Origin of the sequence: Asanoa ishikariensis, from assembly GCF_900107455.1 — a bacterium.
In the GTDB taxonomy this organism is placed as follows: domain Bacteria; phylum Actinomycetota; class Actinomycetes; order Mycobacteriales; family Micromonosporaceae; genus Asanoa; species Asanoa ishikariensis.
The window spans coordinates 1379957-1398426 of sequence record NZ_FNQB01000002.1; the positions used below are offsets into that span (position 1 = coordinate 1379957).

Annotated in this window: 18 protein-coding genes; 14 read left to right on the plus strand and 4 right to left on the minus strand. The window is 71.4% G+C overall.

Annotation, left to right across the window (positions count from 1 at the left end; translation table 11 throughout):
• The first annotated feature begins 189 nt into the window (after window positions 1-189).
• On the plus strand, window positions 190-480 hold the full coding sequence (locus BLV39_RS20820) for a helix-turn-helix domain-containing protein (protein ID WP_176984998.1): 291 nt from the start codon (window positions 190-192) through the stop codon (window positions 478-480).
• On the opposite strand, the gene BLV39_RS20825 is transcribed toward BLV39_RS20820, so the two are convergent.
• Window positions 477-1601, minus strand: coding sequence for a zinc-binding dehydrogenase (locus BLV39_RS20825; protein WP_218137083.1), 1125 nt, complete (start codon window positions 1599-1601; stop codon window positions 477-479). The genes BLV39_RS20820 and BLV39_RS20825 overlap by 4 nt on opposite strands.
• A 217-nt stretch (window positions 1602-1818) precedes the next feature.
• Between BLV39_RS20825 and BLV39_RS20830 the strand changes: the two genes are divergently transcribed.
• The 7 genes from BLV39_RS20830 (at window position 1819) to BLV39_RS20860 (ending at window position 9210) form a co-directional block, all read left to right on the plus strand.
• Window positions 1819-3465 (plus strand): ABC transporter substrate-binding protein, encoded by a 1647-nt coding sequence (locus BLV39_RS20830; RefSeq protein ID WP_143049825.1) that lies wholly within the window; start codon window positions 1819-1821, stop codon window positions 3463-3465.
• The gene (locus BLV39_RS20835) at window positions 3458-4561 is read left to right on the plus strand and encodes an ABC transporter permease (protein WP_204082840.1); all 1104 of its coding nucleotides are present in this window, start codon (window positions 3458-3460) and stop codon (window positions 4559-4561) included. Before BLV39_RS20830 ends, BLV39_RS20835 begins: the two co-directional genes overlap by 8 nt.
• Window positions 4558-5394 (plus strand): ABC transporter permease, encoded by an 837-nt coding sequence (locus BLV39_RS20840; protein ID WP_090795139.1) that lies wholly within the window; start codon window positions 4558-4560, stop codon window positions 5392-5394. The genes BLV39_RS20835 and BLV39_RS20840 overlap by 4 nt, the downstream gene beginning before the upstream one ends.
• Complete coding sequence (locus BLV39_RS20845) at window positions 5391-6395, plus strand: ABC transporter ATP-binding protein (RefSeq protein WP_090795141.1); 1005 nt, start codon at window positions 5391-5393, stop codon at window positions 6393-6395. The genes BLV39_RS20840 and BLV39_RS20845 overlap by 4 nt, the downstream gene beginning before the upstream one ends.
• Window positions 6392-7378, plus strand: coding sequence for an ABC transporter ATP-binding protein (locus BLV39_RS20850; protein ID WP_090795145.1), 987 nt, complete (start codon window positions 6392-6394; stop codon window positions 7376-7378). The genes BLV39_RS20845 and BLV39_RS20850 overlap by 4 nt, the downstream gene beginning before the upstream one ends.
• A gap of 1 nt (window position 7379) precedes the next feature.
• Window positions 7380-8312: an NAD(P)-dependent oxidoreductase gene (locus tag BLV39_RS20855; protein ID WP_176984999.1), complete on the plus strand. Its 933-nt coding sequence runs from the start codon at window positions 7380-7382 to the stop codon at window positions 8310-8312.
• A 64-nt stretch (window positions 8313-8376) separates the two neighbouring features.
• On the plus strand, window positions 8377-9210 hold the full coding sequence (locus tag BLV39_RS20860; RefSeq protein ID WP_090795151.1) for a metal-dependent hydrolase: 834 nt from the start codon (window positions 8377-8379) through the stop codon (window positions 9208-9210).
• On the opposite strand, the gene BLV39_RS20865 is transcribed toward BLV39_RS20860, so the two are convergent.
• A complete protein-coding gene (locus BLV39_RS20865; protein ID WP_090795153.1) occupies window positions 9198-10124 on the minus strand; it encodes an SMP-30/gluconolactonase/LRE family protein in 927 nt (308 codons plus the stop codon). The genes BLV39_RS20860 and BLV39_RS20865 overlap by 13 nt on opposite strands.
• A gap of 60 nt (window positions 10125-10184) precedes the next feature.
• Between BLV39_RS20865 and BLV39_RS20870 the strand changes: the two genes are divergently transcribed.
• Window positions 10185-10625, plus strand: coding sequence for an Lrp/AsnC family transcriptional regulator (locus tag BLV39_RS20870; RefSeq protein ID WP_090795157.1), 441 nt, complete (start codon window positions 10185-10187; stop codon window positions 10623-10625).
• A gap of 50 nt (window positions 10626-10675) precedes the next feature.
• On the plus strand, window positions 10676-12157 hold the full coding sequence (locus BLV39_RS44255) for a TrbL/VirB6 family protein (protein WP_176985000.1): 1482 nt from the start codon (window positions 10676-10678) through the stop codon (window positions 12155-12157).
• Between the two features lie 24 nt (window positions 12158-12181).
• Here BLV39_RS44255 and BLV39_RS20880 read toward each other — a convergent pair whose 3' ends face one another.
• Both BLV39_RS20880 and BLV39_RS20885 read right to left on the minus strand, forming a co-directional pair.
• The gene (locus BLV39_RS20880; protein ID WP_090795165.1) at window positions 12182-13162 is read right to left on the minus strand and encodes an SRPBCC family protein; all 981 of its coding nucleotides are present in this window, start codon (window positions 13160-13162) and stop codon (window positions 12182-12184) included.
• On the minus strand, window positions 13159-13467 hold the full coding sequence (locus tag BLV39_RS20885) for a hypothetical protein (protein WP_090795169.1): 309 nt from the start codon (window positions 13465-13467) through the stop codon (window positions 13159-13161). The genes BLV39_RS20880 and BLV39_RS20885 overlap by 4 nt, the downstream gene beginning before the upstream one ends.
• A 117-nt stretch (window positions 13468-13584) precedes the next feature.
• Here BLV39_RS20885 and BLV39_RS20890 point away from each other — a divergent pair, with 117 nt between their 5' ends.
• The 4 genes from BLV39_RS20890 to BLV39_RS20915 all read left to right on the plus strand — a co-directional run bounded on the left by BLV39_RS20890 (window position 13585) and on the right by BLV39_RS20915 (window position 18442).
• On the plus strand, window positions 13585-14253 hold the full coding sequence (locus BLV39_RS20890) for an HAD family hydrolase (RefSeq protein WP_090795172.1): 669 nt from the start codon (window positions 13585-13587) through the stop codon (window positions 14251-14253).
• Window positions 14254-14295: 42 nt separating this feature from the next.
• Complete coding sequence (locus tag BLV39_RS44260) at window positions 14296-16053, plus strand: chitinase (protein WP_090795177.1); 1758 nt, start codon at window positions 14296-14298, stop codon at window positions 16051-16053.
• Window positions 16054-16148: 95 nt separating this feature from the next.
• Entirely contained in the window at window positions 16149-17876 is a 1728-nt protein-coding gene (locus tag BLV39_RS20910) for a PHP domain-containing protein (RefSeq protein ID WP_176985001.1), read from the plus strand.
• On the plus strand, window positions 17876-18442 hold the full coding sequence (locus BLV39_RS20915) for a hypothetical protein (RefSeq protein WP_143049826.1): 567 nt from the start codon (window positions 17876-17878) through the stop codon (window positions 18440-18442). Before BLV39_RS20910 ends, BLV39_RS20915 begins: the two co-directional genes overlap by 1 nt.
• The last annotated feature ends 28 nt before the right edge of the window (window positions 18443-18470 follow it).

The window sequence follows — 18470 nt, forward strand, 5'->3', positions numbered from 1 at the left end:
TCGGGCAAAAGCGATCATGTCGCCGTTTTGGCCAGCATATGCCCGGTACGGCTTGCCGCTCAAGGCCGCTGTCCCGTGTCGCCCGGACGGCCGTTCACTCGCATGGATGACCAGCGCTGTCACCGCTTGCGGCACTCCGTGAAGCCGCGAAAACTAACCCTTCGCCCCCAACATTCGTGGAAGGCGGCGATGGCTGTGAGTGCGCCCGACGACCTGTCGAGTGACCGCACCGCCGAGCGGGCATGGATCTGTGCCCGCCGGATCCGTGAGCGCCGGCGCCAGCTAGACCTGACCCAGTCCGATCTGGCCGACCTGCTGGCCCGGCGGGGCCTCGCGCTCACCAACCGCACGGTGAGCGCGATGGAGAACGGCCGCAGACTCGACCTGGGCAAGCTGCCGGATCTCGCCGGGGCCCTGACCTGCTCGGTCACCTACCTGCTGGGGCTGACCCGCGACCCGACCCGCTGGGATCCGGACTAGAACACGACCACCTGCCGGGTCGTGGTGGCGGCGGCGAGTGTGTCGAAGCCGGTGTTGATCTCGTCGAGCCGCAGCCGCCCACCGAGCAGCAGGTCGGCCGGGAGCAGCCCGGCCCGGTAGAGGGCGATGTAGCGCGGGATGTCCCGGCGGGGCACGGCGCCGCCCAGATATGACCCGCGCAGGGTGCGTTCCTCGGCCACCAGGGAGACCGCCGGGATCGACAGGATCTGCCGGGGATCCGGCAGCCCGACCGTGACCGTGGTGCCGCCGCGCCGGGTGGCCGCATAGGCCGTGGCGAGCACCGCGGCGCTGCCGACCGCCTCGATCGCGACCTCGGCACCGCCGTGGGTGAGGTCGCGTATCGCGTCGACAGTGTCCGGACCGCCGGTCAGCGTGTGGGTGGCGCCGGCGGCCATGGCGACGGCGTGCTTGGCGGTCACCGGGTCGACGGCGATGACCGGATGGCAACCGGCGGCCCGGGCGCCCATCACCGCCGCGAGGCCGATGCCCCCGAGGCCGAACACCGCCGCGGCGGTGCCGGTCCGGGCCCGTGCGGTGTTGACGACCGCGCCGACGCCGGTGAGCAGGGCACAGCCGAACAGTGCCGCCCGGTCCAGCGGCAGCGACCGGTCGACCGGCACGAGCGACTCCGCCGCCGCGACCGTGTACTCGCTGAACGCGGAGACGCCGAGATGATGGTGCACCTCGCGACCGGCCCGCCGGAACGGCCGTTGCCCGCGCAGCAACGTGCCGGCGGTGTTGGCCGCGGCACCGGGCTCGCACAACGCCGGCCGCCCGGACTGGCACGGCGGGCAGCCACCGCAGGCGGGCACGAACGCGAACACGACGTGGTCGTCGACGCGCACACCGCGTGTGTCCGGGCCGACCTCGACCACCACGCCGGCGGCCTCGTGACCGAGCACCATCGGCAGCGGTCGTGGTCGGGAGCCGTCGATCACCGACAGGTCGGAGTGGCAGAGGCCGGCGGCGCGGACGCGGACGAGCACCTCGCCGGTGCCGGGTGGGCGCAACTCGAGATCGCCGACGGTCAGCGGTCGGCTGTGCGCGTAGGGCCCGGGTCGGCCGCTTTCCTCCAGGACGGCCGCGCGGGTCGTGATCACAGTGGGCAACTACTGCGCATGGCCACCGCCAGTGGATGGAACGACATTTCATTTGGACGCTAGGCAGGACATCGTTCCATGTCAACAGGTCGCGCGTGGGTTCCGTCGACGGCCGACAATCCCTTGTGGACGCTCGGAATCCAACTCTTGACAGAGCATTGTCCGCCGCGAATGATCCCGGGTCACAACATGAAACGAAGTTCCATTCGACTCGGTCGTGCTCTCTATCTCCGCTCACCTGGGGGCAGCAATGCGCCGTGTTATACCGCTTCTAGCCATTGCCACGCTGCTGGTCGCCGCCGGTGGCTGCGGCAACGACAGCAAGTCCGGCGATGCCGGTGATGCCCGGTCCAAGACCCTTGTCTACGGGGTCAATCTCAAGTCCCAGGGTCCGTGGGACCCCCACGTGGGTGCCGTCGGCCTCGACCGTGTGGTGAACCGGGCCGCCTACGACACCCTCGTCGCGTACGCCGGCACGGACTACGCCAAGGTCGTCCCCGACCTGGCCAAGGAGTGGACCGTCGCGCCCGACGCGAAGACGTTCACCTTCACCCTCGACCCCGCGGCCACGTTCGCCACGGGCCGCACCGTCACCGCCGAGGACGTGCGGTGGAGCTTCACCCGGTTGAAGAATCTCGCCGGGCCGCCGTCCTATCTGGCCGGCCCCATCGAGTCGGTCACCGCGCCGGACCCGGCCACCGTGGTCGTCACGCTGAAGAGCCCTGATGTCTCGTTCCTGCGGCAGTTCGTCGACGGAAATTTCTCGGTGCTCGACAAGGAGACCGCTACCGCGAACGGCGCCACCGACGCTGCCGACGCGGCGAAAACCGACACCGCGACCAACTGGCTTTCGGCCAACAGCGCCGGGTCGGGGCCGTACAAGATCGAATCCTGGAGTGCCGGCTCCCGGTTGGTGATGGTGAAGAATCCGAAGGCCTGGCGTCCGACGGCGTTCTTCGAAAAGATCATCCTGCAGGACGTGCCGACGCCGGACGCGCAGCTCGCGGCCTTGAAGCGCGGCGAGATCGACCTGACCCAGGCACTCGGGAAGAGCCTGCTGGAGCCGCTCGAGTCGGAGAGCCGGCTGCAGGTCGCCGGATCGCCCGGCCTCACCTGGTTCCTGCTCGGCATGACCCGCGCGCCGAAGACCGACCCCAACCTGGCCAAGCAGCAGGTCCAGGAGGCGATCCACCACGCGCTCGACTACGAGGGCATCGGCCAGCTCGCCGCCGGCGTGCAGCAGTGGTACGGGATGATCCCGCCGTTCATTCCCGGCGGGGTGGCCGAGCAGGAAGCGCCGAAGCAGGACGTCGACAAGGCCAAGCAGCTGCTCGCCGCCGCCGGACTCAGCGGCGGCTTCGACACCGAACTGTGCACCACGACCTCGACCGATCACCAGCCGTCCGCACTCGACCTCGCCCAGAAGGTGCAGGCCGACCTGAAGAACGTGGGCATCCGGGTCAAGATCGATGGCCAGGAGAACTCAGCGTTCCTGACCAAGTACCGGGCCGCCGAGTGCAAGATGGTGCTCACCATCGACGGGCCGGCCTTCCCGGATCCCTCGCACATCGTGCCCTACCTGCCTGACGGCGCCCGGGCGCTGCGGATGGGCTGGTCGAGCGAGAACCCTGGCTGGGACGGCGCCGGCTATTCGGCGGCGGCCAAGGAGGCACTGACCCAGACCGACGAGACGCGACGGGTCCAGCTCTGGCACGACATCGCGGCGGGGATGAACACCGACGGGCCGTGGGTCGGCCTCGCCTCGGTGCCCTACAGCTTCGCCGCCGACGCCCGGATCAAGGGCCTCGACCAGGCCACCAACCAGGTCACGTTGCTGGACATCGCGGCGCTGCGCCGTGACTGACCAGGTGGTCACCCCGGCGCCGCCGGACGGGGCGGCCGCCGACACCCGGCGCCCGCTTCGTCGCGGGCGCCGGGGTGGCCGCCGCCGGTCGATCACCCGCAGGCTGGTCACGCTGCCGTTCCTCCTGCTCGGCATGACCTTGCTGATGTTCCTGATCAGCAGGTTCCTGCCCGCCGACCCCGCCGTCGCGTTCCTCGGCAACAACGGGGCCGACAACCAGCAGGCCGTCGACGCGTTCAACGCCAAGTACGGCCTCGACCGCCCGCTGTGGGAGCAGTACTGGATCTACCTGGATCGGCTCCTGCACGGCGACCTCGGCACCTCGATCTCCACCAGCCGCCCGGTTGCGGACGAACTCGCCGCCGCCTTCCCGGCGACGCTGGAGCTCGCCGTGGCCGCCCTGCTGGTCTCGCTGCTCATCGGCATCCCGCTCGGCATCCTGGCCGCGGCCCGCCGCTCCTCGCTGTTGGACCGGCTCACCGGTGGGTTCACCCTGCTCGGGGTGTCGATGCCGCCGTTCGTGTTGGCCCTGCTCGCGCTCCAGGTGCTCTACCTGCGGCTCGGCTGGGTGGCCGGGCCGGGCCGGCTGGACCCCTTCCTCGACCCGCCACCAACGGTCACCGGCGTCATGACGGTCGACGCCCTGTTGGCCGGGCAGCCGGCCGTCGCGCTCGACGTGCTGCACCACCTGGTGCTGCCGGCAGTGGTGCTGGGGATCATCCACGGCGCCTTCTTCGCGCGGGTGGTGCGCTCCACGATGGTCGACGCCCTGCGCGGCGACTTCGTGCGGACCGCCCGGGGCAAGGGCCTCCCCGGGCGGCTGATCGTCGGCCGGCACGCGTTCCGTTTCGCGCTCATCCCGACGCTGAGCCTGGTCGGCCTCACCTTCGGCGAGCTCTTCGCGGGCGCCATCACGGTGGAGACCATCACCGGCTGGCCCGGCGTCGGGCGCTACATGTACAACGCCGCGACCAAGCTGGACTTTCCGGCCGTGATGGCCGGCACGTTGCTGATCGGCGTCGCGTACGTGCTGGTGAACCTCGTCGTCGACCTGCTGTACGGGGTCGCGGACCCGCGGGTGGAGGAGGCGTCATGACGCGCACGGTCGAATCGGCACCGGGGCTGCGGCTGCTGCGCCCGGTCTCGCCCGGCCAGTGGGTGGGCTTGTCGATCATCGCGGTCTGGATCCTGCTCGCGATCCTCGCACCGCTGGTCAGCGCCGACCCGCTGGCGCAGGAGACCGCCGAGCGCCTGTCGGCGCCGAGCCTCGCCCATCCGTTCGGCACCGACCAGCTAGGCCGCGACGTGCTGAGCAGGGTGCTGCACGGCGGGCGGGCCACGCTGCCCATCGGTGTCACGATCGTTCTGTTGGCCACCCTGGTCGGCGTGCCCCTGGGCGCGCTGGCGGGTTTCGTCCGTGGCTGGCTCGACGAGGCCGTGATGCGGTTGGCCGACCTGTTGTTCGCGCTGCCGGCCCTGGTGCTCGCGCTGGCCATCGCGGCGGCCCTCGGGCCGAGCGTCAGCAGTGCGGTCATAGCGATCGCGGCCGTCATGTGGCCCCGCTACGCCCGGTTGGCCCGTGGCCAGGTGCTCACCCTTCGCCAGCGCGAGTTCGTGCTCGCCGATCGCGCGACCGGTGCGTCACCCGCGCAGGTGCTGTGGCAGACCGTGCTGCCGAACGCGGCACCCGTGGTCACCCTGGTCGCCGTGCTCGACCTGGGCACCGCGACGTTGGCGGGCGCCACGTTGAGCTTCCTCGGCCTGGGCGTCCAGCCGCCGACACCGGAGTGGGGCGCGATGGTCTCCACCGCCGTGCAGACGCCGGAGGCCTGGTGGGCGAGCCTGTTCCCCGGCTTCGCCCTGGTCTCCTTCGTGGTGGCGGTCAACCTCTACGGCCAGGTGTTCGACCGGAAAGGGCTGGGCCGATGACAACCGAGCCGTTGCTGCGGATCAGCGAGTTGACCGTGGACTTCCCCGGCGGGGTGCGCGCCGCCCGCGGTGTCAGTCTCGACGTCCACGCGGGCGAGACGCTCGCCGTGGTCGGCGAGAGCGGTTCCGGCAAGAGCGTCACCGCCCTGTCGGTGCTCCGGCTGCTGCCCGAGGAGGCCCGGGTGACCGCGGGGGTGATCGAGTTCGACGGCGTCGATCTGCTCAGCTGTCCGCCCCGGCGGCTCAACGAGTTGCGCGGCGGAGCGATCGGGATGGTCTACCAGGACCCGCTGACCGCGTTGAACCCGGTGCTCCCGATCGGCCGGCAGATCGAGGAGGCGATCCAGCGCCATCTCGGGCTGCGCCGGCGGGCGGCCACCCGACGCGCCGCGGAGCTGTTGGACCTGGTCGGCATTCCGCAGGCGGCGCGCCGCCTGCGGGACTATCCGCACCAGTTCAGCGGGGGGATGCGCCAGCGGGTGGTGATCGCCATGTCGATCAGCTGCGACCCGCGCCTGATCATCGCGGACGAGCCCACGACCGCGCTCGACGTCACCATGCAGGCGCAGATCCTGCACCTGCTCCGCCGGCTCCGCGACGACCTCGGCACCAGCCTGATGGTGATCAGCCACGACGTGGGCGTCGTGGCCGGGCTGGCCGACCGGGTCGCCATCATGTACGCGGGCCGGGTCGTCGAGAGTGGCTCGGCAGCGGACGTGATCGGTGCGCCGAACCACCCGTACGGTCGTGGATTGCTCGCCTCCGTGCCCCGCCTGGACGCGCGGGCCCGCACCCGGTTCGCCGCGATACCGGGCACTCCACCCGATCCGACCGCGCTGCCGGACGGTTGCGCCTTCGCGCCGCGCTGCCGGCACGTAGTCGACCGGTGCCGGGATGCGGATCCACCGCTGCTCGACGCCCACGGCGGCCGGCTCGTCGCCTGCTGGCGCCATGCCGAACTGGCCGAAGTGACACCGGAGCCCGCGGGAGGTGCCCGATGACCACCGAGGACCCGTTGCTGTACGTCCGCGGGGCGGCCGTCTCCTACCGGACCCGGGCCGGCACGGTGACCGCCGTCGACGGGGTCGACCTCACCGTGCGGCGCGGCGAGATCGTCGCTCTGGTCGGCGAGAGCGGGTGCGGGAAGAGCTCACTCGGCCGGGCCGTCCTCCGGCTGGAGCCGTTGGTCGGTGGCGAGGTGCGGTTCGGCGGCGTCGACCTCGGCACGTTGTCCGGCGCCCCGCTGCGGCAGGTCCGGCGCCGGTTGCAGATGGTGTTCCAGGACCCGCAGTCCTCGCTGGACCCGCGGCGCACCGTCGGAGCGATCGTCGAGCGGCCGCTGCGGGTGCACCGCGTCGGCACACCGGCGCAGCGGCGCGAGAAGGTGGCGATGACGCTGGACCTCGTCGGGCTCGGCACCCGTTATCTCGACCGCTATCCCGCCGCGCTCAGCGGCGGGCAGCGCCAGCGGGTCGGCATCGCCCGGGCCCTGGTCCTCGACCCCGACCTGCTGGTCTGCGACGAGCCGGTGAGCGCCCTGGACGTCTCGATCCAGGCACAGATCCTCGAGCTCCTGCTCGACCTGCGCGAGCGGCTCGGCCTCGCTCTGCTGTTCATCGCGCACGACCTGGCGGTGGTGCGACACCTCGCCGACCAGGTCGCGGTGATGTACCTCGGCCGGATCGTGGAGCGGGGCTCGGTGGACGAGATGTTCGCGCGGCCGAGGCATCCGTACACCCAGGCGCTGCTGTCCGCCGCCCCGGTGCCCGACGTCGCGGTGGAGCGGGCGCGCACCCTGCCGCTGGCGACCGGTGACCTGCCGGACCCGCTGTCCCCGCCCTCAGGCTGCGCGTTCCGCACGCGCTGCCCGCACGCCCGGCCGGTGTGCGCCGAGGTCAGCCCGGCGTTGGTCAACGATGTCGCCTGCCACCGGCAGGACGAGCTGCCGCCGTTCGTCAGCCATGCCAGCCACACTGGAGGATGAAATGGTCGAGCCGCCCGTGGTCACCGTCTTCGATCCCTTGCCGCACTTCACCTACCGCGAGGAGCGGGCGATCCTGGAGGCGGGCGGGGCCCGGCTGGTCGTCCCGGCCGACGAATCCGAGGCGAGGGCCGCGATCGCCGACGCCGATGTCGTCGTGGTGACCGGCCGGCGGCGGTTCACCGCGGTCGACGTCGCCGCCCTCACCCGGTGCGTCGGCGTGCAGACCTCGAGCGTCGGTGCCGACTACGTCGATCCGAGCCTGCACGATCGCGGCATCCCGCTGCGGACGGCGGCCGGCTACTGCACCGAGGAGGTCAGCGACCACGCGATCGCGTTGCTGCTCGCGGCCTGGCGGCGGATCCCGATGCTCGACCGTGCCGGGTGGACCGGAAGCGCTGCGCTCACCGCGCCGCTGCGGCGCCTCCGCGGACGTACGGTCGGCGTCGTCGGCCTGGGGCGGATCGGCCGTGCGGTCGTCGCGAAGGCGCGCGGGCTCGGCCTCGATCCGCTCGGGCACGACCCGTTCCTGACCGCCGCCGAGGTCGCGCCCACGCCGCTGCTCGAGCTCGACGCGCTGATCGCCGCGGCGGACGCCGTGGTGTTGTGCGCGCCGGCGACGTCCGCGTCCCAGCACCTGCTCGATGCCCGCCGGCTCGCGTTGGCGCGGCCTGGCCTGGTCCTGGTCAACGTGGCCCGCGGCGCGCTCGTCGACGAGGCGGCGCTGGTGGCCGCGCTGGACAGCGGTCAGGTCGCCGTGGCCGCGCTCGACGTGCGGGCGACCGAGCCGCCGCCGGACGACGACCCGCTTGCCGGGCGGCCCGACACGATCCTCACGCCGCACGCGGCGGCGAGCTCCGTCGAGGCGGTCTCGGAGCTGCACGAGTGGACGGCGCGCGGCGCGCTCGACCTGCTGCGCGCGGCGGGACGGGGGTAGCCGCGAGTGAATCTCACGTGTGTCGCAACGCGGGCGGCTGGCGCGGCCCACTGATACTGGCTCCATGATGGGCAAGTCGCACGCGCTCTCGGGCGCGGTTGGTTGGTTGGGCGGGTGTGCCGGGCTGGTCGCGGCCGGGCATCCGGTGGCGCCACTGTCGATCGTGGCCGGTGCCGCCGTCGCGTCCGGCTTCGCGCTGTTGCCCGACATCGACCACCCGAGCTCGACGGTCTCCCGCACCCTCGGCCCGATCACCCGGCTGATCTCCCAGGGTGTCTCCGCCGGCGCGGCGGCGTTCGGCAAGGCCACCTGTGACCACTGTGAACGCCGGCCCGGCCAGGGTGGACACCGGTTGGTCACGCACACCGTGCCCTTCGCGATCCTGGTCTTCCTGCTCACGGCGCTGGCCGGCCGGTACGGGGGCGTGACCGCCAGCATCGTGATCGTCGGCTTCGCGGTCTGGCTGGCGACCCACTCCGCGCTGCGGTCGCACACCCGCGCCGAGATCGTCGACGCGCTGATCCCGGGTCAGGTGCGTGGCAAGCGGGCCCGGAAGTTCACGGCGGCGCTCGGCTCGATCATCGCGGCCACCGCGATCGCGTTCGCGGTGCACCACTTCGCCGAGCCGGGTGCGAGCTGGTGGTGGGTGGGCATCGCGGCCGGTTGGGGCACGCTGGCCCACACACTGGGGGACTCGATCACCCACTGGGGCAGCCCGCTGTTCTGGCCGGCCAGGATCCGCGGCTGCACCTGGCGCACGGTGGGCACGCCGAAGTGGATGCGGTTCCGGGCCGGCGGCCCGGTGGAGCGGTGGCTGATGGTCCCGGGCATGGCGCTGATCGGCCTGGGCGCGGCCTATCTGCTGCTGGCGCCGGTGGCCCGGGGCTATTTCGGGTAGCTCGCGCCGTTGAAGTTGACGCGCAGCGTGTAGAGCGACGTCGTGGCGGTGATGAACAGGTGGTTGAGCTTGGGGCCGCCGAACGTGAAGTTGCTGACGATCTCGGGCACCAACAGCTTGCCGAGCAGGTCGCCCTCGGGTGAGAAGCAGTGCAGGCCGTCGTGGGCGGCGGCCCAGACCCGACCCTTGGCGTCGACCCGCAGCCCGTCGAACGAGCCGTTGTCGCACGTGGCGAACACCTCGCCGGCCATCAGGTTGGTGCTGTCGGCGACGGTGAACTTCCGGATGTGCTTGAGCCGCGTGTCGGCGATGTAGAGGGTCTGCTCGTCGGGGCTGAACGCCAACCCGTTGGGGCGCTCGAAGTCTTCGGCGGCGACCCGCACCTCGCCCGACGGGTCGACCCGGTAGACGTGGCAGCCGTCGATCTCGGGCTCGGCCTGGTGCCCCTCGTAGTCGGTGGTGATGCCGTAGCTCGGGTCGGTGAACCAGACCGTGCCGTCGGCCCGCTCGACCACGTCGTTCGGGCTGTTGAACCGCTTGCTGCGGTAACGCTCGGCGAGCACGGTGATGGTGCCGTCGGGCTCGGTGCGGGTCACCCGGCGGTTGCCCTGCTCGCAACTGATCAGCCGGCCGGCCCGGTCGACCGTGTTGCCGTTGATGTAGCTCGCCGGCTGCCGCAGCACACCGACCGCGCCGGTGGTCTCGTCCCAGCGCAGCACGCGGTCGTTGGGGATGTCGCTGAAGACCAGGTAACGCCCGGCGGGGAAGTAGGCCGGACCCTCCAGCCAACGGCCGTCGCCGAACAGCCGCTCCAGGAACGCGTCGCCGTCGGTGCGGCCGAACCGCTCGTCGAGGGACTCGAAGCGAGCCGGGACCCGATCAACAACCCGCCGGACGTCGTGTGGCGTTAGCATAAGCAGACCGTATCCTGTTCGGTGTTAGTTGTGAACGGCCGGATAGAAGTCGGACTCTGGATGGATCAGGCGGATGCCATTCTGCTCGCCGAGTTGCAGCGCGACGCGGCGCAGCCCTACACCGCGCTGGCCGCTGCCGCCGGCTTGTCAACGGCGGCGACCCATGAGCGGGTACGCAAGCTGCGCGAACGCGGTGTCATCCGGCGCACCACGATCGAGGTCGACCCGGCGGCGGTCGGCAACCCGGTGCTCGCGTTCGTGCTGGTCCGCAGCGAGCGCTGGGTCGGCGACGAGGACACCCGGGCCGCCCTCGCGGCGATCGAGGAGATCGAGGAAGCCCACGTGATCGCCGGCACCGCGTCGCTGCTGGTCAAGATCCGCACGGCGGGCACCACGGAGCTTCAGGACGTGCTCCGCCGGCTGCACGAGGTGGGCAGCACAGAGACAATCGTGGTGCTGGAGTCGTTCTTCGCACGCCCCGTCCGCATCACCCGCCCCTAGCTGGCCGGAAGTGGGGGTGTGCGGGGGTCCCCGCCTGAAATGCTGAAATCATGGCAGAAAATGGGGTACGTCCGCCTGAGCCCTCTCCCGACGGTCACGAGCAGAACGGCCGTGGCAACGGGCACCGCGAGACTCCCATCGCGCACCACGACGACGTGTTCCTCGACATCCCCAAGCTCGAGGTGGACAAGATCGAGATCGACGTGGCCAACCTGCGGGCGCGGGTCTCGCTCAACGCCGAGGTACTCAGCCTGCTGAGGCTCAACGTCGGCGTCGACGCGGCGATCGACCAGGTCCACGTGAGCATCCAGGGTGTGGAGGCGCAGGCGCAGCTCAAGGTCCGCCTGGAGAACGTCGCCCACATCATCGACCGCGTGCTGACCACGCTCGACAACAACCCGGAGATCATCAAGCCGCTGATCGAGGGCGCCGGCCAGGCGGTCGGCGCCGTCGGCCGAGGCACCGGCGACGCCGTGCGGGAGGTCGGCGGTGGCGCGGGCGGGGCGGTACGGGAGGTCGGCGCGGGCGCGGGCGGCGCGGTGCGGGAGGTAGGCGCAGGCGCCGGCGGCGCGGTCCGGGACGTGGGCGTCGGCGCGGGCGAGGCGGTGCGGGACGTCGGCGGTGGCGCGGGCGAGGCGGTGCGGGACGTGGGCGTCGGCGCGGGCGGCGCGGTGCGGGACGTCGGCGGTGGCGCGGGCGAGGCGGTGCGGGACGTGGGCGTCGGCGCGGGCGGCGCGGTGCGGGACGTCGGCGGCGGTGCCGGCGAAGCTACCCGCGACGTGGGTCGGGGTGCGGGCGAGGCGACGCGCGAGGTCGGCGGCGGTGCGGGTGAGGCCACCCGCGACGTGGGCCGCGGTGCGGGCGAGGCCACCCGCGACGTGGGCCGCGGTGCGGGCGAGGCGACGCGCGAGGTCGCTGGCGGCGCGGGCGAAGCGGTGCGGGACGTCGGTGGCGGTGCCACCGGAGCGACCCGCGACGCAGGCGGCGGTGTCGGCAGCTTCAGCGACTCGGTTGGCGAGGGCGCCGGCGACGCGGTCCGGGACGTGGGTTCGGGCGCAGGCAAGGCGACCGGCGAGGTCGCTGACACTGCTGGCAAGGCAGCCGGCGATGTCGGCGGGACCGCGGGGAAGACGGCCGGGGGAGTCGGTGAGGCCGCTGGCGGTGCGACCGGCGATGTCGCCGGGACCGCGGGGAAGACGGCCGGGGGAGTCGGTGAGGCCGCTAGTGGTGCGACCGGCGACGTCGCCGGGACCGCGGCGAAGGCGGTGGATGGCGTCGGTGAGACCGTCGGCGACCGCTCGGTCGGGGAGAGCGCCGACGCGGATGACCTCGGCGCACGGGCGCGGGAGGCTGGTAAGCAGGTGACGGATCACGCTGCGGAGGCCGAGTCCGGCGACGGCGACGACCCCGACATCTCCGCACAGTCGACGGTGGCGGCCGAGCACGAGGAAGAGCGGGAGCGGCCCGACAACGGCAACGGACGTCCCCGGCCGCGGCCGGGACTGCCCAAGCGTAAGCCCCGACGCTGGTAGCGCCGGGGCCCGGGACGGCGCGGGCTATGCCTTGGCGCCGGCCTTCTCCTTCTCCTTGCTGCTCTTCTCGTCCTCGTCGGACGCGTCCGGCTCGTCGGCCTTGCCCTCGGGCTCGGCGCCCTTGTCGGCCTTGCCTTCGGGCTGCTCGGCGCCCTCGTCGGCATCCTGGTCGTCGGAGCCGCCGTCCTGCTGCACCACCTGGCTGTCGCGGATCTCGCCGCGCCAGCCCTTCACGTCGTCCGGGTTGAGGATCGTCTCGCGCATCACGTGCCGGACGAAGTGCTTGAGCTCCAGGCGGGCCCGGCGACCCGGCGCGCGCCAGAGGTTGCCGGTCTGCTCCATGAAGCCCTGCGGGTGATATTCCAGGACCACCAGGATCCGGGTGAGGTCCGGCGTGACCTCATGGAAGGTGACGGTGCCGTCGACGGATCCCTTGTCACCCTTGGAGGTCCAGACGATCCGCTCGTCCGGCACCTGCTCGGTGATCGTCGACTCCCAGGTGCGGTGCGACCAGAAGACCTGGGCCTTCCACTTCATCTTCTCTTCGGACTCCTGGTCGATGTCCTCGACCTTCTTCATGAAGCTCGGGAACGTCTTGAACTCGGTCCACTGGTTGTAGGCGACCGTCACCGGCACGCCCACCTCGATCGACTCGACGATGTTGGTGACCTTGAGCGAGTTCTTCCCGCCGCTCTGCTTGCCACCGCCCTTGCCGAACGCCTGCTTGACCTCTTCCTTGCCCCCGGTCATCCCGGCGCCCAACGCCGCCTTCACCGGGGAGTCGCCCTTCTGCAGGCTCTCCATGCCCTTGGCCAGCGCCGCCTGGCGGGGGCCGCCTCCCTCGCCGCCGGACGCGGACTCGGTGAGCCTGTCCGTCAGGTCGCTCACCTTCTCGTTGACCGTGGCCTTCGCGCGGTCGGCCACCGCTCCGGCGATGTCCTTCAGTCCTTCGACCAGCTTCCCGCTGATCGTGCCACTGCCGTTTCCGTTTGAACTCTGGCTCACTTGTCATCCCCTCCGGAGCTGCCCTGTCGCATCGCCGCGGCCCGCTCGGCGAGCCGCTCGCCGATCCGGTCCGCGGACTTCGTGACAGCGCCGATCGCGGCCGTCCGGCCAGCGCCGCCGAGCTTGCCCAACAGCCCCGACTTACCGCCGCCGCCGCTCTGGTCGCTCTCGCCGCTGCCGCCGCCGCGCATCAGGCGTCCGCCCGCGGCACCGGCGGCCAGCAGGGCGGCGGCCCGCAGCTTGTGCGACCGACCCAGCACGTAACCGGCGCCGATCGCCAGCGCGGCACTCCCACCTGGCTTCATGATGTTGCCTCCGTCTTCACGTCATCCCAGAGGGCGTACCCGTGATCCATCCGGCAAAACCAATTAGCGGCTTTTGTCGGTTACGGGAATGTTGAGGCGACGGGGTACCGTGCGCGGGTGCCGCGTACCGCCGTCGTCTTCGACCTGTTCAACACGCTCGTGCCGGGCGCCGACAAAGCTCGCGACCGGGGGATCGAGGAGATGGCCGAGGTCGTCGGCGTCGATCCGGCGGCGTTCGTCCGGGCATTTCACGAGAGCTGGCCGGACCGGCTCGTCCGCTGGGACCCGGCCGAGACGGTCCGCATCCTGGCCGCGCGGCTCGGCGCGCACCCGTCGGACGCCGCCGTGGCCGAGGCCGTCCGGATCCGGTGCGAACTCGGCGCGCGGCTGCTCGCCGACGTCAAGCCGTCCACCCTCCACACGCTCGACGCGTTGCGGGCCAGCGGGTTTCGACTGGCCGTGCTGAGCAACACCACGGCCGAGACCACCGACCTGTGGCCGGCGACCGCGCTGGCCGAGCGGTTCGACGCCGCCGTCTTCTCACCCGAAGTAGGGGTGGCCAAGCCGGATCCGCGGATCTACGAGGCCGCCGCCGACCGGCTGGGCGTACGCACGCGCGACTGCTGGTTCGTCGGTGACGGCGCCGACGGCGAGCTCGCGGGCGCGGCGGCGGTGGGCATGGCGGTGATCCGGACGACCGAGTTCCAGGACACCGACCCGACCTGGCCGGGGGAGCGCATCGCCGAGCTCGCCGAGTTGGCCACGGGGCTTTACAGGAACAGTTAACAGTCCTAATAATTGGGCATCCATCGATATGTGGAGGCCCGAATGCGTCGTACCAGATCGATCGTCATGGGTGTGGTCGCGGTCCTGGCCGCGGCCGGCGGCGCCGTCGCGGTCGCCGGCAGCGCCGCTGCAGCCGGGCCCACGGCCACCTTCACCAAGGTGTCCGACTGGGGTTCCGGGTGGGAAGGGCGCTACACGGTCGCCAACGGCGGCACGAGCGCGATGACATCGTGGACGGTCGCCTTCGACCTGCCGGCCGGTGCCAACATCAACACCTTCTGGGACGCGGACCTGACGCGGTCCGGGCAGCGGTTCACGTTCCGCAACAAGTCGTGGAACGGCTCCGTGGCGCCCGGTGCCTCGGTCTCCTTCGGTTTCAACGGGTCCGGCACCGCGACGCCGGCCAACTGCACGCTCAACGGCGCCTCCTGCGGCGGTGGTGGGCCGACCACGCCACCGACCAGCAACCCGCCGACCTCCAACCCGCCTAACCCGACCGTCCCGGGCGCACCCGGCACACCGGGCATCACCGGCACGACGAGCAGCTCCATCTCGTTGAGCTGGGCCGCCGCCTCCGGCACCGTCACCGGCTACCGGGTGTACGAGGGCAGCACCGTGCGCGCCACCGTCACCGGCACCAGCGCCACGATCAGCGGGCTCGGCGCCAGCACCACGCATACCTACACCGTCGGGGCGTACAACAGCGTCGGTGAAGGCCCGCGCAGCGCGAGCGTGACCGGCACGACCGGAACGACCACCCCGCCGCCGACCGGGCTGCCGAAGCACGCGCTGATCGGCTACCTGCACGCCAGCTTCGCCAACGGCTCGGGCTACCTGCGGATGGCCGACGTCCCGGCCGACTGGGACATCATCAACCTGGCCTTCGGCGAGCCGACCAGCGTCACCTCCGGCGACATCCGGTTCCAGCTCTGCCCGGCCGCCGAGTGCCCGGGCGTCGAGACCGAGGCCGAGTTCATCGCCGCGATCCGGGCCAAGCAGGCGGCCGGCAAGAAGGTGCTCATCTCGATCGGCGGCCAGAACGGCCAGGTGCAGCTCACCACGACCGCCGCCCGCGACCGCTTCGTGAGCTCGGTCGCCGCCATCATCGACCGGTACGGCCTCGACGGGCTGGACATCGACTTCGAGGGGCACTCGCTGTCGCTGAACACCGGCGACACCGACTTCCGCAACCCGACCACGCCGGTGATCGTCAACCTGATCTCCGCGGTGCGGACCCTGAAGCAGCGGTACGGCTCCCGCTTCGTGCTCACGATGGCGCCCGAGACGTTCTTCGTGCAGTTGGGCTATCAGTACTACGGCTCCGGGCCGTGGGGCGGGCAGGACCCGCGCGCCGGCTCGTACCTGCCGGTGATCCACGCCCTGCGCGACGACATCACCGTGCTGCACGTGCAGGACTACAACTCCGGGCCGATCATGGGGTTGGACAACCAGTACCACAACATGGGCGGCGCGGACTTCCACATCGCGATGACCGACATGCTGCTGGCCGGCTTCCCGGTCGCGGGCAACACGGCCAACGTGTTCCCGGCGCTCCGCGAGGACCAGGTGGCGTTCGGCGCGCCGTCGTCGGTGAGCGCGGGCAACGGCTACGTGGGGCCGGCGGGCGTGCAGCAGGCCGTCAACTGCCTGGTCAGGGGGCAGAACTGCGGCGGCTACACCCCGCGCAGCGGCACCAACCCCAACTTCCGGGGACTGATGACCTGGTCGATCAACTGGGACCGGTTCTACAACTGGGAGTTCCGGCTCAACCACGAGCCGTTCCTGAACTCCTTGCCCTAGCTCACTGTTCACCCAACCCGCGCTCAGGAAACACGTGGTGTTCTCCGCCTTCGGTGATCTTGACCGACGGCACGCCAAAATCAGGAGGACACCACATGGGAACCCACCATGGGCACCACCACCACCACGACGAGGTCGAGATCAGCGGCAGTGACCTGCCCGCCGCTCTCGACCTGTCGACCCCCGACGAGGAACTGCGTCCGGCGGACCGGAGCCGGCGCACGTTCCTTCGTCGGGCCGGCCTGCTCGGCGCGGGCGTAGCCGCCGCCGGGGCGTTCGCGGGCGCCGGCCTTGACGCCGGCGCGGCCGCCGCGCACGGCAAGGACGACGACAAGCACGACGACCACAACCACGACGAGGGCGGCAGCTTCAAGTGGCTCGCCGGTGACCACCACATCCACACGCACTACAGCGACGACGGCCTCTACCGGGTGATCGACCAGGTGCAGCACGGCCGGGCGTACGGCCTGGACTGGATGGTCATCACCGACCACGGCAGCAACGCGCACGCCAAGATCGGTGTCGACAAGGTCAACCCGGAGATCCTCGCGGCCCGCGAGGCGTTCAAGGACACCCTGGTCTTCCAGGGCCTCGAGTGGAACATCCCGGCCGCCGAGCACGGCACCGTGTTCGTGCACCCGGGCAAGAACGAGCTCTCGGTGCTCAAGCAGTTCGAGAACGACTACGACGCGAACGTCAACGGCACCGGGGCGTCGACCCCGGGCAACGAGGCGCTCGCGATCGCCGGCCTCAACTTCCTGACCGACGCGGTCAAGCGCCGCAAGGTCGAGCACGCGCTGTTCCTGGCCAACCACCCGGCCCGCAACGGCATCGACTCGCCGCACGAGATCCGTGGCTGGCGCGACGCGGCCCCGGGCATCGCGATCGGCATGGAGGGCGCACCGGGTCACCAGGCCGGCGGCATCTCCAAGGACAACGGCGGACCGGGCGCGGCCCGCGGCTCGTACGGCAACAGCCCGTCGGCGAACTCGTTCCCGTACCCGCTGGAGAGCTACCGCACCTGGGGCGGCTTCGACTGGTTCACCGCGACCGTCGGTGGCCTCTGGGACAGCCTGCTCGCCGAGGGCAAGCCGTGGTGGATCACCGCGAACTCGGACGCGCACACCGTGTTCCTGGAGACGGCGGTCCGGGGCAACAAGGACTTCAACGAGCTGGGCTACTGGGCCGACCCGGTGCACGGCGGCAAGGTCACCAGCACCTACGTCGACTTCTTCCCCGGCTACTACAGCAAGACGCACGTCGGCGCGGCGAACGACTCGTACCTCGCGGTGATGGACGGCCTGCGCCTCGGCCGGGTCTGGGTGGACCACGGCGGCCTGCTCGCCGGGCTCGACATGCGGGTCCGCAAGGCCGGCGACCGCTCGAAGGACGGCGGCACCCCGCTCGGCGGCACCATCAGCGTCAAGAAGGGCACCGCGCTGGAGCTGGTCGTCTCGATCGACCTGGCCACGCTGCCCAACTGGGCGCAGTTCGTGCCGAAGCTGTCCCGGGTCGACGTCATCACCGGCAAGGTGACCGGCAAGCCGCAGGACAAGGACATCTTCACCGCCCCGAACACCCGGGTGGAGAAGTCGTTCGAGGTCGGCACCGGCCAGAAGAAGGTCACGTTCACCTACGCCCTCGGCCGCGCCGACCACTCGTACTACGTGCGGGTCCGAGGCACCGACGGCAACCGCACGGCGCCGGGCTACCTCGGCACCTCGGTCGACCCGCACGGCCCGGCGATCGACGTGGTCGGCAACTCCGACCCGTGGTCCGACCTGTGGTTCTACACCAACCCCATCTGGGTCGAGACCCACTAATGAGTGACGAGGACTTTGCAGTCCTCCCGCAGGTGGAGGCCGCTGGCCTCCACCTGCGGTCCGGTCTCGTCGGATTCGACCGCGGCGACAGCGATGTGCGGGCGGCGGAGCACTGGTTCGCCGAGCTGCTCGGCGACCAACGGGACCGCGTCGTCGCCTGCACCCACCTGTTGCGCGTGCCGAGCCCGCACGTGGCGTTCAGCATCGCGCTGCCGTCGGGGGTCGAGGTGGACCTGCCACCCGTCCCCGACGGCCTCGCGGCCGCGGCGGCCCTGGCCCGGGAGGAACACCTCTCGGGCCAGGGCGGCCGGGCGTTCGCCTATCCCGGGCGCGACGCCTGCGTCGGCGTGCTGAGCGTCGCGGAGCTCCTGTCGCGCAGCGCGATCGAGCGGGTCACGGTGATGGGCGGAGCGCCCGCTGCTGCGGACACGTTGATCGAGACCCGCGACCACGTGCGTCCCTTGTGGATGGCGGGCAAGTTGACCCTGGTCACCCTGCCGCACACGGACGGCAGGATCGCCCCGTTCGAGATGCCCGAAGAGATCCCCTGCTGCGCTTTGCACTAGCTCTATCCACCGATCGGTTGATCGGAAG